At 56.7% G+C, this 15,474-nt stretch carries 12 protein-coding genes; 8 read left to right on the top strand and 4 right to left on the bottom strand.

Annotated elements, in window-relative coordinates; all coding sequences use genetic code 11:
- Positions 1-199 precede the first annotated feature (199 nt).
- Together rnhB and IEW18_RS17265 are read right to left on the bottom strand one after the other, a co-directional pair.
- Entirely contained in the window at positions 200-775 is a 576-nt protein-coding gene (gene rnhB / locus IEW18_RS17270; protein ID WP_188559130.1) for a ribonuclease HII, read from the bottom strand.
- Between the two features lie 185 nt (positions 776-960).
- Positions 961-1,203, bottom strand: coding sequence for a hypothetical protein (locus tag IEW18_RS17265; protein WP_188559129.1), 243 nt, complete (start codon positions 1,201-1,203; stop codon positions 961-963).
- Positions 1,204-1,644: 441 nt separating this feature from the next.
- Here IEW18_RS17265 and IEW18_RS17260 point away from each other — a divergent pair, with 441 nt between their 5' ends.
- From IEW18_RS17260 to prfB, 8 genes are all read left to right on the top strand, one after another.
- Positions 1,645-2,208 carry an NUDIX domain-containing protein gene (locus IEW18_RS17260; protein WP_188559128.1) on the top strand — a complete coding sequence of 188 codons (564 nt, stop codon included), beginning with the start codon at positions 1,645-1,647 and terminating at the stop codon, positions 2,206-2,208.
- A 146-nt stretch (positions 2,209-2,354) separates the two neighbouring features.
- The gene (locus IEW18_RS17255) at positions 2,355-3,191 is read left to right on the top strand and encodes a lysophospholipid acyltransferase family protein (RefSeq protein ID WP_188559127.1); all 837 of its coding nucleotides are present in this window, start codon (positions 2,355-2,357) and stop codon (positions 3,189-3,191) included.
- 69 nt (positions 3,192-3,260) lie between these two features.
- Positions 3,261-3,548, top strand: coding sequence for an Asp-tRNA(Asn)/Glu-tRNA(Gln) amidotransferase subunit GatC (gene gatC, locus IEW18_RS17250; protein WP_110977075.1), 288 nt, complete (start codon positions 3,261-3,263; stop codon positions 3,546-3,548).
- A gap of 6 nt (positions 3,549-3,554) precedes the next feature.
- Positions 3,555-6,611, top strand: coding sequence for a hypothetical protein (locus IEW18_RS17245; RefSeq protein ID WP_188559126.1), 3,057 nt, complete (start codon positions 3,555-3,557; stop codon positions 6,609-6,611).
- 15 nt (positions 6,612-6,626) lie between these two features.
- Positions 6,627-7,346, top strand: coding sequence for an ABC transporter ATP-binding protein (locus IEW18_RS17240; protein WP_188559125.1), 720 nt, complete (start codon positions 6,627-6,629; stop codon positions 7,344-7,346).
- Positions 7,347-7,440: 94 nt separating this feature from the next.
- Positions 7,441-7,989: a cob(I)yrinic acid a,c-diamide adenosyltransferase gene (locus tag IEW18_RS17235; RefSeq protein ID WP_188559124.1), complete on the top strand. Its 549-nt coding sequence runs from the start codon at positions 7,441-7,443 to the stop codon at positions 7,987-7,989.
- A gap of 168 nt (positions 7,990-8,157) precedes the next feature.
- Positions 8,158-9,222 carry a branched-chain amino acid aminotransferase gene (locus tag IEW18_RS17230; RefSeq protein ID WP_188559123.1) on the top strand — a complete coding sequence of 355 codons (1,065 nt, stop codon included), beginning with the start codon at positions 8,158-8,160 and terminating at the stop codon, positions 9,220-9,222.
- 185 nt (positions 9,223-9,407) lie between these two features.
- Positions 9,408-10,485, top strand: a protein-coding gene (gene prfB / locus IEW18_RS17225; protein ID WP_188559122.1) for a peptide chain release factor 2 whose coding sequence is annotated in 2 segments (ribosomal slippage) — positions 9,408-9,467 and positions 9,469-10,485 — 1,077 coding nt in all. Because the reading frame shifts where the segments join, the coding sequence is not laid out codon by codon here.
- 226 nt (positions 10,486-10,711) lie between these two features.
- On the opposite strand, the gene IEW18_RS17220 is transcribed toward prfB, so the two are convergent.
- A complete protein-coding gene (locus tag IEW18_RS17220) occupies positions 10,712-12,148 on the bottom strand; it encodes a SusD/RagB family nutrient-binding outer membrane lipoprotein (protein WP_188559121.1) in 1,437 nt (478 codons plus the stop codon).
- Positions 12,149-12,160: 12 nt separating this feature from the next.
- Positions 12,161-15,379 (bottom strand): SusC/RagA family TonB-linked outer membrane protein, encoded by a 3,219-nt coding sequence (locus IEW18_RS17215; RefSeq protein ID WP_188559120.1) that lies wholly within the window; start codon positions 15,377-15,379, stop codon positions 12,161-12,163.
- Positions 15,380-15,474 lie beyond the last annotated feature (95 nt).

Raw genomic sequence — 15,474 nt, 5'->3', positions numbered from 1 at the left:
TCGGTGAGTTGTTCTATCACGGCGAGGGCACCGAAGTCAGTCTTCATCTTCGTTGCTAGTTGCCGATTAACGTAACAAGCCCTTACTTCCAGCCTGGAGGTAAGGGCTTGTTACGTTTCTCGGGGTAGCGTATTGGTTAGGGAAGATGGCGTTGTACCTCCTTTCCGTGGTTACATTACCCACACAATCACTCTTTCACTTACAGAAGCCGGAAGCCCATGCGGTGGTGCTCCGTGGGGCCAAAGTCGCGGATGGCGGTACGGTGACGGGCGGTGGGGTAGCCCGCGTTTTGCTCCCAGCCGTAGTGTGGAAACTCAGCCGCCAACTCCCGCATGCGCTCATCGCGGAAGGTTTTGGCCAGGACGGAAGCGGCAGCAATGCTGCGGTAAATACCGTCGCCCCCAATGACGCAGGTGTGGGGCAGGGTAGCGTGGGGGCGGAAGCGGTTGCCATCAACCAGCAGATGCGTGGGGCGCGGCTGCAACTGGTCGGCGGCGCGGTGCATGGCCAGGTAGCTCGCCTGGGCAATGTTGATGCTGGCAATTTCCTGGGGCGAGGCCTCAGCTACGGCCCAAGCCACGGCTTCGCGGCATATTTCGGCCCGCACCAACTCCCGGCGCTTGGCCGTCATCTGCTTGGAATCGTTGAGGTAGCGCGGCGAAAAATCAGGCGGCAGAATAACGGCGGCGGCAAACACGGGGCCCGCCAGGCAGCCGCGCCCCGCCTCATCGAGGCCTGCTTCCAGCGGCTGGCCGGAGTAAGAAACTAGTAGCATAGGCCCCAAAAATACGGCTCCTAGGCCTGGCCCCTGCTACCGATCCGCCTTATTTCAGCGGGCCACGGCCGAGCCGCCCGCTAAAATGGGAAAAGCCTCCGCGGTGGCCGAAGCACCCGCGGAGGCTTTTCTAGAAGGTAAAGTGGTGAGCTAGAAGTAACGTCTAGCGCTGAAAGTCAGCCGAATTAGTGGCTGCCGGCCGTGGTGCCCGCGTCCGGACCCGCCGATTCGCCGCGGCGGAAACCCTGCTTGTCCCGGGGGCCTTCGTCGAGGGCGTCATCCTCATCGGTGGTGATGTACACGTTGGTGATTGGGCCTAAGCCCCCCGTTTTTTCGGCCAGCTCCGATTCAGCCTGGGCGTGCTTCAGATTGAACAGAGGGTCGCCTTCCTGTAGTTGAGATGCCTGGTTTTTTGGTTGATTAGCCATAAAAAGTACAGTGTCGGCCGGGAAATGAACGACCGATACTGGCTTCGTACGCGCGCCACATAGTAGAGGTTGGCGGGAGCTACTTACATGATTTAGGCTGCCGGCCGCCAGAAAATAAAAAAGCCGCTGCCCGAGGCAGCGGCCTTTTCCGTCGCATTGGCCGGCAAATATCATTCATCCACCCTACTCCTTTTGCCGGTGGCAACACTACGCGGTACGAGCCTTCCTTTCCATAAACCCTACGCGCGCTGAATACTTAATAAGTCAAAGGTATGCCCGCGTCCAGGGTCCGCGCTGCCCTACTGGACTAACAGCTTGCTTACGACGGCCAACGGCACGTTCCAGCCGGTAAGAGCAGCTCAGCCGCCGGGTAAGCCCGCGCCGTGCCCTACCTTTGCAGGGTTCACGCTACTTGTTTGCTACCCCAACCGTCCGTCTGCTATGGCTGCTCCCGCCGTTGATGAAACCCATAATCCCTGGCAGCTGCTGGGTTCCGAAATCAAGTATCAGAACCCCTGGATTCGGGTTCGGGAAGACAAAATCATCAATCCGGCCGGCAACCCGGGCATCTACGGGGTCGTGTCGATGAAGAATAAGGCCCTGGGTATCATCCCGGTAGATGCGGAGGGCAACACTTGGCTGGTAGGCCAGTACCGCTACTCCCTAAGCGAGTACAGCTGGGAAATTCCCATGGGCGGCGGCCCCGTGGAGCTTGACATTCTGGAATCGGCGCAACGCGAGCTGCGCGAGGAGACCGGCCTGAGTGCCGCCCGCTGGACCAACATCATGCGCCTGCACACCTCCAACTCCGTTACCGACGAGGAAGGTTTTGTTTTCCTGGCCCAGGACCTGACCCAGGGTGAGGTAGAGCCCGAAGAAACCGAGGACCTACGCCTCTGGAAACTCCCGCTGACGGAGGCCGTGCAGCTGGTTATGGACAGCCGCATCACGGACGCCATCAGCGTAGCGGGCCTGTTGAAAGCGGCCCGCCTGCTGAACCTGTAAGCGGCCCGGCAGGGCGCCTAGTGATGTATTACTGGCTTGGGCCAGCGCGGCGGGGTAGGCTTGCAGGGGGCAACGCGGGCTTCGGCGCGGGTACTGTTCTTGCGTGCTGCTAGGGCCCTTCTCACATTCCCCGTACTTTTGCACCCATGTCGCGCCTCCTCCGCTTTATCGGCCACCGATTGTATACCACTTGGGCTACGTTCTGGTTTGTAATGCCGTTCGTGCTGACGTATCCGCTGCAGTGGGCCCTGAGCCGGCGGCCCCAGTGGCACCGCTACCTGCACACGCTGAACCGCTACTGGAGCAAGCTGTTCATTTGCATGTGGGGAATGCCGGTGGAAATAGTCCGTAAAAACCCGCTGCCGGCCCGGCAGCCCTGCGTGTACGTGGCCAACCACAGCTCCTATATCGACATTCCCCTCCTGTTCAAAACGATTCCGGGCTGGCTCAACATCATGGGCAAAAGCTCCCTGGCTAAAGTACCTGCTTGGGGGCCGATTTTCGGGCGCGCTTACATTACGGTGGACCGCGACAGTGCCATTAGCCGGGGCCGGGCCATGGTACAAGCCCGCCGGACGCTGGAGGCAGGGCGCTCGGTGGTTATCTTCCCCGAGGGCGCCATTTCCAAAACGCCGGGTCAGCAGCTGGAGCCCTTCAAGGATGGGGCCTTCCAGTTGGCCATTGCGGCCGGGGTGCCGGTGGTTCCCATCACCATGCCCCTGAACCACCGCTTCATGCCCGACGTTGACGGACTGCGGGTGCGCTACTCGCCCCTGGCCATTATTCTGCACGAGCCTATTCTGACCACTGGCCTTACGGCAGCTGATGCCCCGGCCCTTAAGCAGCAAGTGTACACAACCATTGCCAGCGCCCTGCGCCCCGAGGCGGGTGGTATTCCGGAGCCCAGCACGTGGCGCCAGCCGCAGTCGGCCAGTCCGGCCGCCCCGGGCGCGCAACCGGAGCTGGCGGCCAACCGTCACTGAGCTGCTGGCCGCTTCCCAGCCGAATTGCCCGGCTCATTTCCTCATCTTACCTCCTTACCTTTTTTATCCGTGAGCACCGACCTTGCTACCCTCCGCGGCCTGGCCCACTTGGCCCGCCTCGAGTTTGACGACACGAAAGAGCAGCAGATGCTCGGCGACCTAAACAAAATTCTGGACTGGGTAGACCAGCTGCGTCAGCTCGATACCACCGATGTGGAGCCCCTCGTGCACCTTTCCCAGGAAATCAACGTGCTGCGCCCCGATGAGCCCCAGAACACGGTAAGCCACCAGGACGGGCTGCGCAACGCCCCGCGCAAAGACTCCGATTACTTCCGCGTACCCAAAGTACTGGACTAACTGTTGGTGCCTGCTTCCGCTTCTTCCGCCCCTGCGCCTCGCCCCAGCTGGTGGCGCGGCTTCTTCCTGTTGCTGGCGCTGGGTGCCGTGCTGGCCGTAGTGGCGGCCGGCTGGCACTACGTTACCGCCGATGACACGGTGCTACCGGTGCGCGCGGTGGCCCAGCTCACGCCCGTCCCGACCACCGTAGCCGCGGTGCGCGTGGGCCTGGAAGCCCTGCCCGTGCAGGCCAATACCTACCTCATTACCCAGACCTACGACGTAGCCGGGCCCTTCCTGCGGACGGAAGCGGCATTGGTACTGGTTGGTTTGCTGGGAGTAGCACTGGTGTACTTTCTGGCGGTAGTGAGCAGCTTTGCCAGACCGGCCTTCGTGGCGGGCATGGCCTTGGTTATCTTCCTGCTAATGTCGCTGAACGCGGACCTGCTGGGGGTGTTCGATGCCCAGCAGCAGTACTTTCTGGTGCTGGCCCTGGCCGTGCTGGCCCTACCGGCCTACTACTTTCACGCCTTTCGGCCCGATATAGCCCTGGGCAAGCGCCTGCTGCTATTTGGCGCATTGGTACTGGGCCTGGGCGCCCTGCTGTTTGGCAATAACCCCAACCCCGCGGAAGTTACGGCCCTGCACCTGAGCGGCTTTTTCACCGTGAGCGGAGCCGTGGCTTTTGCCCTGCTGGTGGTGTGGGTTGCGTTCGAGAATGTGTACGGCCTCTTGTGGCTTAATACCCAGGCCGAAACGCCGGCGGGCCGCTTCGGGCTGCTGCCGTTTTTGCTGGCCAGCGGCTTGTACCTGGGCACGCTGGGCATGTACTACTGGAACAATGGGGAAGTAGAAGTGCTGCCCGGCTGGCACCTCGATCCGCTGATTCTGCTGGTGCCGGCGGTGGTCGTAAGCTGGCTAGGGTTGCGGCGGCGGGCGGCTACCTACGGGGCGTGGGTGCCTTACCAGCCCGGCATGATTCATTTGTATTTAGTTCTGGTGCTGCTTGGGGCAGCGGCCCTGGGCTACGCCCTGGCCACAGCCAACGACCCGCTGCTGCTGGCCGCCCGCGACTTCACGGCCCTGGCCCTGCTGTGCGTGGGCGCGGCTTTTCTGATTTATCTGCTGCTGAATTTTGCTACCCTGTTGCGGCAAAAGCTACCCGTGTACCGGGTGGTGTACGAGCCGCGCCGCTTCCCTTTCTACGCCATGTACGCCCTTGGTATTGCGCTACTAGGGGCAGTGTTGCTGCGTAATCAGCTCATCATTGCCGACCAGGTAAAGGCAGGCTATTACAATAACCTGGGCGACCTGGCCCGCCTGCAGAGCGAGGTCACGCCTGATGACCTTTCGCAGGCCCTGCTGGCCGAGCGGTACTATGCCGAAAGTGATGCCCTCGACCAGCACAACCACAAAGCCAGCCTGGGCCGGGCGGCCCTGTACCGCTTCCGCCTGCAGCGGCAAAACGAAATCAACATCCTGCGCCGGGCGCTCAGCCGCCGCCCATCCGAAAAGATTTCCCTCCGGCTGGCGGCCCTCTACAATGAGCCCCAGGACTTCTTCGACCGGCTTACCGTGTTGCGCGAGGCGCTGAAGGCTGCGCCCCGGAGTGCCCGTCTCAACGGCGACCTGGCCCAGCTTTACACCCGCTCCGCCATTGCCGACTCGGTGGCTTATTACCAGGACCGCGCCGAAGCTGCCGCTCCCGACGATGCCGTACTGCAAGCCAACCGCCTGGCCTACCTTATCCGGCAGCAGCAATGGCCCGCCGCTACCCAGCTGGCGCAGCGCAACGCCACCACTCCGAATGAGGCCCTGCAAAGCAACGGCCTGCTCCTGGCTCGCCTCACCAACCAAGCGGCGGCAGCGGCGCCCGTTCCCGATACAGCGGTGGCGCTTACCCCCGTCCGTTTCGCCCGTCTCTACCACGATGGTCTGAACCGGGCCCTTCGCCGCGACACTACCCTGCTGTCGGTGCTACCTTACCTGGCCGCTCAGCCAGAGAATGGCGCCTACCTCGACCAGTTGAACTTCCTGCGCGCTTTCACCCAGCACTACGGAGGACGGCCCGTGGCGGCTCAAACCACTATCCTACCGCTGGCTACCGGCTCCGGATCAGCTACTGGCTACTACCAACAGTTGCAGGGCCTGTGGCTGCTGGATCAGCACCTGCCGGCGCCGGCCGCCAGCCGCCTGGCCGAGGCCCGGCAGAACGGCACCACCTCGGCAGCCTTACCCGCCGCGTACGCCCTGGCGCTAAGCAACCAGCCGGACTCTGCCCGGCGGGTTGCGCGGCGGGCCGCTACCGGCTCCGACTTGGCCTCAATTGGGCCAGCGCGCCGGTTGCAGGTAGTGCTTGATCCTGACTTCCGAACCAGTTTTCAGCAAGCTCCGGACTCGTTGCGGGTCCAATACTTGGTACTGCGCGGCGACGAGCTACCGGCCGCCCAGCTTTTGCCCACGGCCACGGCCATTACCGATCCTGCCCGCCGGCAGGTTGCTTTGCTGGCTCAATTACCGCGGGCTATTCAGGCGGGCCAAGTACCGGCGGCCCAGCAGGTGCTGGGTCAGTTTGCGCCGGCCGTTTCGGCCCCGGGCGCTTCGGCCTGGAACGTGCTACGGGGCGAGCTGTACGTCCGGACTCAGCAGTGGCCGGCCTTGCGCCAGCTGGTTAAGCAGGGCCATTTTGAAGGTTTCGACCGGTTTCATCACCTGTACTTCCGGGCCGTTCTGGCCGAAACAGACCAGCAGCCCAAGCAAGCCGCTACCCTTTACGCCCAACTGGTACGAGAGGCTCCGTTTGTGGAAAACGGTCTGGTGGCGGCGGCCAATTTTCATACCCGGCAGCGCGACTTTCCGGCGGCTTACAACACGCTCCTGCGCGGAATTGAGTATAACCCGGAGTCGGCGGCTTTGCTGAAGGCGTACGTACTGGCCGCTGTGCCTGTGGGCCTTACAGAATACGCTGCCGCCCCATTAGCCCACTTAGGGGCATTGCTTTCCCCCGCAGATTACGCTACCTTTCGTACACAGTATGAGGCACGTCGTGCGTCTTACGCTACCTCCGCCGCTCCCTGGAACTAACCCGGCCCTCTGGTTATGCTGTATCCCGTCATTGAAACCACTGACATTTCCAAGGTCTACCGCATGGGGGCCGAAGAGATTCACGCTCTGCAATCGGTATCCATTACCATTCAGCGCGGCGAGTACGTTGCCTTCATGGGTCCGTCTGGCTCGGGTAAATCCACGCTCATGAACATTGTGGGCTGTCTGGACACGCCTTCCGGCGGCCATTACATTTTGAATGGCAAGGACGTAAGCAACATGACCGATAACCAGCTGGCCGACGTGCGCAACCGGGAAATTGGCTTCGTGTTCCAGTCCTTTAACCTGCTGCCCCGGGCCACTGCCCTCGACAACGTGGCGCTACCTCTCATCTATGCCGGTTATGGCAAAAGTGAGCGGCAGGAAATGGCCCGGGAGGCCTTGCGCAGCGTAGGCCTGGCCGAGCGCGCCATGCACAAGCCCAATGAGCTTAGCGGTGGTCAGCGCCAGCGCGTGGCCATTGCCCGCGCCCTGGTCAACAACCCCAGCATCATTCTGGCCGACGAACCTACCGGGGCGCTTGACACCCGCACCAGCCATGAGATTATGGAATTGTTCGAGGCCCTGTACGTGCGCGGCAACACCATCATTATGGTAACGCACGAGGAAGATATTGCCCGCCACGCGCACCGCATCGTGCGCTTGCGCGACGGCCTGGTTGAATCTGATGTGGTAAATAACGCGGTGGCTACCCAGCAGTTAACTACTTCCTAGCCGCTGGCCGCCCTTCAGATGTAGTCCGGATTCTAACATTTAGGGCCAATAAGTAGTAGTTGGACTTTACGTTCCACTGTTTTCTTCCTTCCTGTTGAAAATCTATACTAAAACGGGCGACCAGGGCTTAACCTCCCTCATCGGCGGCACCCGCGTGCCCAAATCCAGCCTACGCATTGAGTGCTACGGCACTGTGGATGAACTGAACTCCTACGTGGGCCTAGTCCGGGACCAGGAGGTAAATGCCAGCCGCCGCGACCTGCTCAAAGAAATCCAGGACCGCCTGTTTACCATCGGTTCGTCCCTGGCCTCTGACCCGGAGAAGTCCAAGATGAAAATTCCGGACCTGCACGCCGAGGACGTGGCTTTGCTGGAACGTGAGATGGACCGCATGAACGAAACGTTACCCGAGTTGCGGGTTTTCGTACTTCCCGGAGGCCATCAGTCCGTTTCGTTTGCCCACGTGGCCCGGTGCGTGTGCCGCCGGGTAGAACGGCTGGTTATTCAGCTCCGCGAAGATTCTTTTGTGGCCGATTTGGTTGTGATGTACCTCAACCGCCTTTCCGATTACCTCTTCGTCCTAAGCCGCCAGATGGCGCATGAGCTACAAGCCGAAGAAGTGAAGTGGGAGCCTCGGATGTAGAGGCTGGCACTGATTTAAACTAACAAGTGTTCGGAAGAAATTCTGCACCTTTACCCTACCGCACCGCCCCTCCTCCCACCCACGCCAACACAACTAGCTTCCTAGGCCCGCCCAGTGGCCCGGAACTTTTGGTTGTGTACCCATTACCCTTTTCCCACCCCACTCCTCATGCTCGACACGTTCACTATTCCCACGCAGCGCACCACCGCCTCGCGTCTGGCTGCCGTAGATTTCGACCAGCTCGAATTCGGCAAGACCTTTTCTGACCACATGCTGGTAGTTGACTACCACAATGGCGAGTGGCAGGAGCCGCAAATTGTGCCCTACGGCGACATGACGGTAAGCCCGGCTAACTCGGCTCTGCATTACGGCCAGGCCATTTTTGAAGGCATGAAAGCCTACAAAAATCAGCAAGGCGACATTTACATCTTCCGTCCCTACGACAACCTAAGCCGGCTGAACCTGTCCGCCGAGCGCATGTGCATGCCGGCCGTACCGGAAGAAATTTTCATGCAGGGCCTGAATCAACTGATCCGTCTGGATGCGGAGTGGGTGCCTAATTTCACGGGTAGCGCCCTTTACATCCGGCCCTTCATGTTTGCCACGGATGGCATGCTAGGCGTCCGTCCTTCGGACTCCTACCGCTTTATGATCATCACTTGCCCCGTTGGCTTGTATTACAACAAACCGCTACGGGTGCGCTTCGAGGAGAAATACGTGCGCTCAGCCGAAGGCGGAGCGGGCTTTGCCAAAAACGCGGGCAACTACGGCGCAGCCATGTACCCAACCAAGCTAGCCCAGCAGGAAGGCTACAACCAGCTCATCTGGACGGATGCCTCGGAGCACAAGTACGTGGAGGAGTCGGGCACGATGAACGCCATGTTCGTTATCAATGACCGACTGATTACGCCCGCCCTGAGCACCTCCATTCTCGACGGTATCACCCGCCGCAGCGTGCTGCAGCTGGCCCACGACTGGGGCATGCCCGTGGAAGAGCGCAAAGTGTCGGCCCTGGAGATTCTGGAAGCGCAGGCCAATGGCACCCTACAGGAAGCTTTCGGGGTAGGCACGGCGGCTACCATCGCGCCCATTGCTACCATCGGCTACCCGGGCCAGGACTACACCCTGCCCACACCACCCGCCGACGCCTTCTCGCACCGGGTATCGGCCGCGTTGGCCGCCATTCGTAGCGGCGAGGCGGCCGACCAGCACGGTTGGATGGTACGCGTATAGCTTAGCTTCGTTAGCGAGCATTAAAGTAACCCAGAAAGGACGGCCCCATACCCGGAGCCGTCCTTTCTGGTTTGTAGGCCTTTTTTGGGGGTAGGGTTACCCTCACAATTTATCCGGACATTTGCCTTCGTGCATCTGCTGATGTCACGCCCTGTCCTTTCATCTTATCATTCATTCTTTTTTCCATGACCTACGACCAGGTGAAGGAGTTGAAGGGCCGCGCCGAGGCCCTGAGGAGGTATCTTTGACTACGATGCCCGCAAAGAGCAAATACTAGCTACCGAGCAGCAAACCACGGCGCCCGGCTTTTGGGATGACTCCAAAAAAGCCGAGGCTGTTATGAAGGAAATCAAATCGGTTAAGGTCTGGACGGATGACTATGAGGCCGTTGAGAAGCTAGTCAGCGACGTAGAAGTACTCTATGATTTCTACCGCGAAGGCGACGTAGAAGAAGAGGAAATGCAGCGCGAGTTTCACGCGGCGCAGCAGGCGGTGGAGCGGCTGGAGTTCAAGCGCATGCTCTCGGATGAGGAGGACCAGCTTTCCGCCATCATTGACATCAACCCCGGGGCGGGCGGCACGGAAAGCCAGGACTGGGCCGAAATGCTCATGCGCATGTACATCATGTGGGGTGAAAAGCAAGGTTTCTCCGTGCGCCAAGTTAGCTATCAGCCCGGCGAAGGCGCCGGCATTAAGTCCGCTTCCCTGGAAATCGATGGTCAGTTTGCTTACGGCTACCTCAAAAGCGAAATCGGAGTTCACCGCTTGGTGCGCATCTCTCCTTTCGACAGCAGCGGCCGGCGCCACACTTCCTTCGCCTCGGTATTTGCCTACCCCGTCGTGGACGATACCATCAACATCCAAATCAATCCGGCCGACATTACCTGGGATACCTACCGGGCCGGGGGCGCTGGGGGCCAGAACGTAAACAAGGTAGAAACGGCCGTTCGGCTCCGCCACGCCCCGTCTGGCATCATCATCGAATGCCAGATTGAGCGCAGCCAGCTCATGAACAAGGAGCACGCCCTACGCATGCTCAAGTCGCGCCTGTACCAATTGGAACTCGATAAACGCAACGAAGCCCGGGCGGTAGTAGAAGCCGGAAAGAAGCGCATCGATTTCGGCTCGCAAATCCGCAACTACGTGCTGCACCCCTACAAGCTCATCAAGGACCTGCGCACCGGCATTGAGCGCACCGACGTGCAGAACGTGCTGGACGGAGACTTAGAGGAGTATATCAAGGGCTATTTGATGCAGAATTAGCGGCTTATAAAACTCTGTAATCTGGCAGCTGCTTTTAATCTACTCTACTTTTTACTAGTGAAGATTTTGCACTGTTACATCAAATACAAGACAAGTTTAATTATCAGCCTGAGAGAAGAAGCATGGTGAGCTGTATAATGGTTATTCTAACGAGTTTTTCTCATTTCTCTAAGCAAAAAAAGAGGCTACCGTTTCTGGTAGCCTCTTTTTTTGCTTAGAAAGTTAATTACCGAACGTCCCAGAATATTTTCGTATCCACGTTGTCACCACCAATGGCGGCGGCGGCAGCGCTGTTGTTGGCAGCGTTCAGGTTCTGCTCAACTACTGGATAAGGGAAGCGGTTTGGTAAGTTAGAAAGGGCACCTGCTGGCTTTGTGAGCTTAGGATAATCTAACCGACGGTACTCGCGGTAGGAATCAACCGGCTGGTCGTAAAGGGCAATCCACTTTTGAGTACCAATCTTCTCACGATAGTCACCCGTAGCAGTCAGGTAGTTTACTGTAGGCTGAGCTAAATAGGCAGTAGCCTCAGCAGTGGTACCACCCCATTCCTGGATGGAGGCAGTAACAGCATTGTCGTAGTGAGACTTTGCCGTTCCACCTACGGCGAAACCACGTTCTACAGCTTCAGCAAGTAAAAACTCTACCTGTGAGTAAGAGAGCAGTACGCCAGGATGGGTAGCAGATTCCTGGGCTGCTCCAGGAGCTGAGAAGGATGCATAGTTGTTGCTGGTGCCATAAACACCGCCCTTGTATACTCCACCTCTAGCTTTGAAGTAGTTATCAACGCGTGGGTCATTAAGCATGTTAAGCTTATCGATAAACACGCTTGTGCCAACAAAGTCATTACGACCACTCTGCACCAAATCCTCAAACAGGGGATTGGTATTCGGGTTAGAAGACTGGAACTCGATAGCAGCGTTTTCCTCATTCGAGGAAATTAGAGCTGCTTTTGCGGCTGCTTCGGCCAGGGTTTTCGCCTTTGCCTGATCCTTATCAGCAATTGTTAATGCAAGGCGCAGCTTGAGTGAGTTAGCGAATTTCACGAACTCCTTCACGTTACCCCCATAAATCAGGTCAGCTGATCCTAACCCTTCGGAAGCCACATCAAACTGACCTATGGCTCTATCCAAGCGCGTAATCAGGTCGTTGTAGATAACCATGTCATCATCATATTTAGGGGCCTTGGTGAAGTCCAAAGCCTCAGAATATGGGACATCACCAAAAGTATCAACCAGCGTGGCCCAGGCATACACTTCCAGCACCTCAATAGAGGCTAACTGATTAGCCTTTACTTTCGGGTCGAAGGTGGGATCAGTATTGGCATTAATGATAGTTCTGGCCTCTTGCAGGTCACGCAGCACATCACGATAAAGTGCAGTCCAGAATCCACCATTGATGTTCCGGGTTTTGATATCGTAGATACTTTCGTCGAAATACGTGGTTTCAGCCCAGTACTGAGTGTACAGGCGGAAGGGGTTCAAGTTTACGCTTGAGCTCACTAGGGTACGAACCAAGCTGCGCTCTGCGCTTGACACGAGGGTAGTGCCAGGCACCTGGCCAGAAAGTGGCCGTTTGGGATCAATGTTATAGTCATCCAGCGTGTCGACACAAGAGGTGGCAAGCACCATCGCCGGCAGAATGAAGAGAAGTGACTTTTTCATTATAGACTTGAGTTAGAAGCTTAAGCGGATGTTACCACCAAACGTGCGCACTGCAGGGAATGAGCCAGAAGAATAGCCTTGGCCCAAGTTACCCGAGCTCAATGCATCTTCTGGGTCAGCATCAGGCAGGTTTTTGGAAATGATCCACAGGTTGCGACCTACTAATGACAGATCTACTCCCTTGAAAGCACCAAACTTGGAAACAATGGAGGTTGGCAGCGAATAGGTCAAGGAAACCTCGCGCAGCTTCACAAAGCTAGCGTCATACACGAAGGCCGATGCTGGATTACGCAGATACCCATACAAACCGTAGTTGGTGTTGCTTACCCGGGTTGTGTTAGCAGTGCCGTCAGCCTTTACGCCGGGCAGAATCACACCGCCACCATTGGCAATGGTGTTGCGTGAAGGGTTGCCCAGATCGTTGTTCTGAGCAGTTTCTGGAGTCAAGCCAGTAGCCAGTCCGTAATAACGGTCCAGGGAGAATATTTCACCGCCGTGCCGTACGTCAACCAAGAAATACAGGGCCAAACCCTTGTAATTCACTGTGTTAGACACACCACCCGTCCAGTCAGCATTAGGATTACCTATTACATTGTTAGTGGTAGCAGTCTGGGCGTAATAGCCATTAGCTCCTACCACTTTCTCGCCGTTATCGTTATAGATAAAGTCCGAGCCTCGCAATGATCCAAACGGTTGTCCTACCGTAGCATTTGAGCTAAGACCACCCTGATAGGTAGCAAGTACGATGTTGTCGACGCCTTGATACAGGGATAGTACCTCGTTACGGTTACGGGTCCAGTTCGCATTCAGCGTCCAAGAGAAATCAGTTGTTTTCACTGGAGTTACAAAGGCACTAACCTCCACGCCGCGGTTACGAACTTCGCCTGAATTCACAAAGCGAGAGCTATAGCCGGTAGCAGTAGACAGAGTTACTGGAATGATCTGGTTTACCGTATTCTGCTGGTAAACTGTCAAATCGAAACCGACCCGGCTCCGCAAAAAGTTCATTTCTAAGCCTGCCTCAGCACTCTTCGTGCGCTCTGGCTTAAGGTCAGGATTATTCTTCGTATTAGGAACAGAGTAAAGTGCGTTACCGTCAAAGGTTGACACTTTTGAGTACACATCAAATACGGACAGAGCAGAAGCTCCCGAACCCACTTCGGCGTAGTTAGCCCGCACTTTACCGTACGAGAGCCAAGATACATCCTTCAGCATTTCGGAGAACACGAAGCCGCCGGCAACGGAGGGATAAATGAAGGTGTTGTTCTGAGAAGGCAGTGTAGTAGATTTATCGCGCCGGGCAGTTAGGTCCAAGAACAGCATGTTCTTGAAGCCCAAGGTTGCACTAGCGAAAATACCGTCTACGCCGATACGCGTTTCGTTTTCGGTAGGAGGCAGCGGATCGCTAACCGAGTTCGTCAACGAGTACAGATCGGGTACTACTAGTCCACCATTGGTAGAACTAAAGATTGAGCTGATGTACTGACGGCGTAGGTTGGCCCCAATCAATCCGCTTAAGCTGAACGACTCCGTAACGTTCTTAGAGAAGTTGCCAATCAGATCGTAATTGTATTCCCGAGAGGTACGGTCGAAGCGGCTATAGCTAGAAAGGCCAACGCTACCAATAGCATTTCGCTCCTCCTGAATCTCATCATATGAGTCAGAAGTTACCCGACCTAGGATGTTAAACCAATCTGTTACTTTATAAGTAGCAGCTACGTTGCCGAAGAAGCGATTACGGCTATCAGTCTCGTAGTTTTTGTAACGCACCCAATATGGGTTGTTCCAGTAAATTGGTGACAGGTCACTGGGGTCAGAGTAGTTGTAAGTTTTGTTCTGACCTGTGCGCTCGAAAGCAGCTTTCTGCTCTTTCAAGTCAACGTTAGTCTGCCACCACTGTCGGAAGTTAGTCAACACGTTACCATCACCGTAACCTGTACCATAGCGGCCTTTACCATCAACTCGCGTATAGTTGATGGAGGCACTAGTGGTTAGTTTGGGGGTTAGGTTAAGCGAACCAGCAAAGTTTACGATGTTTTTATTTACCTCGCTATTCTCCAAAACACCCTTGTCACGAATGTTATTGTAGCCCAGTTTGAAGTAGCCGGCATCGTTACCTCCATCAATGGAGATACTATTGTTGAGCGTCAGAGCTGTCTTAAAAAATTCTTCAGGGCCATTTTTGGCGGCTACCCAGGGAGTAGCCTTCTGATAGTTTGGCGACGTGGGGTCAAACGAATCCCACTGGTAAACATTCAGATTAGGATCAAACCGTCCTCCATATGAGGCATCCTCCGATAGAGGTGCTACTAAGTCTTTGACGCCGTCGCCATCAATGTCGCGGGAGAGAAAGAAAAGGCTTGGGTCCTCATAGTAGCGACCATAGCCAGCACCGTATTGATCCTGATATTTAATGAAGGTGCTTTTGTCAATGCGACCAGCTGTAGCCCCGAGGTTAATCGTAACACCTAGTCCTTTACGCCCTTTCTTGGTAGTGATAAGAATTACACCGTTGGCAGCGCGCTCACCATACAAGGCAGTTGCGGCAGCACCTTTCAGTACAGTAGTCGACGCAATGTCATCCGGATTAATGTCAGCGGCAGCGTTACCATAGTCATAGCCTCCGCGTCCCGTCTGCTGGTCCGAAGAGTTTGTATTGGCATTGCTAATTGGGACACCATCCACCACGAACAAAGGCTGGTTATTTCCGAACAGCGACTTCGTACCCCGGATTAGTACGTTCGTCGAACCTCCTAGCGAGTTGCTCTGGCGAATAGTAACACCCGCTACCTTGCCTGAGAGGCCATTAATAAAATTAGGGTTACGAGCCTTTGTAATACTCTCCCCCTCTACCTGCGTAGCCGAGTAAGGCAGCGAGTTCCGAGTTCGTTCTACGTTTTGGGCAGTTACCACTACTTCGCCTAACTGCTTGGCATCCGTAGCCAAAGCAATATTGATAGCAGAAGCATTACCGATAACACGCTCTACAGCTGAGTATCCAATGGAGCTGAACACCAGAGTGGTAGCAGAAGCAGGCGCACTAATCGTGTACGAGCCGTCCGAATCAGTTGATACTCCAGTAGTTGTACCTTTTACTAGCACGGTAACCCCTGGTAGCCCCTGGCCGTTCGCGGCATCAGTAACACGCCCAGAGATTTCGCGGTTCTGAGCGGCGGCCTGCTGCAACAGGACGGGCGCGACCAGAAGCGCAGAAAGTATTGTTTTGCGCATGTGTGTAAGTGAGTGAAGTTGGTAGTGAAGTTATAGCGGATTCACAGACGGTGTAGCTGCTGATGCCTCACCTACGTAAGCAGGTATATGCAAGC

The sequence above is a fragment of the Hymenobacter glacieicola genome (assembly GCF_014640315.1).
In the GTDB taxonomy this organism is placed as follows: Bacteria; Bacteroidota; Bacteroidia; order Cytophagales; family Hymenobacteraceae; genus Hymenobacter; species Hymenobacter glacieicola.
Note: the sequence above shows the minus strand (reverse complement) of the source record. Positions and strands in the feature narration are given on the sequence as shown.

What these genes read in the sequence shown, in the direction of transcription:
- IEW18_RS17215 (WP_188559120.1), bottom strand. Translation starts at nt 15,379, where the DNA reads ATGCGCAAAACAATACTTTCTGCGCTTCTGGTCGCGCCCGTCCTGTTG.
- IEW18_RS17265 (WP_188559129.1), bottom strand. Translation starts at nt 1,203, where the DNA reads ATGGCTAATCAACCAAAAAACCAGGCATCTCAACTACAGGAAGGCGAC.
- IEW18_RS17255 (WP_188559127.1), top strand. Translation starts at nt 2,355, where the DNA reads ATGTCGCGCCTCCTCCGCTTTATCGGCCACCGATTGTATACCACTTGG.
- IEW18_RS17260 (WP_188559128.1), top strand. Translation starts at nt 1,645, where the DNA reads ATGGCTGCTCCCGCCGTTGATGAAACCCATAATCCCTGGCAGCTGCTG.
- IEW18_RS17230 (WP_188559123.1), top strand. Translation starts at nt 8,158, where the DNA reads ATGCTCGACACGTTCACTATTCCCACGCAGCGCACCACCGCCTCGCGT.
- rnhB (WP_188559130.1), bottom strand. Translation starts at nt 775, where the DNA reads ATGCTACTAGTTTCTTACTCCGGCCAGCCGCTGGAAGCAGGCCTCGAT.
- IEW18_RS17220 (WP_188559121.1), bottom strand. Translation starts at nt 12,148, where the DNA reads ATGAAAAAGTCACTTCTCTTCATTCTGCCGGCGATGGTGCTTGCCACC.
- IEW18_RS17240 (WP_188559125.1), top strand. Translation starts at nt 6,627, where the DNA reads ATGCTGTATCCCGTCATTGAAACCACTGACATTTCCAAGGTCTACCGC.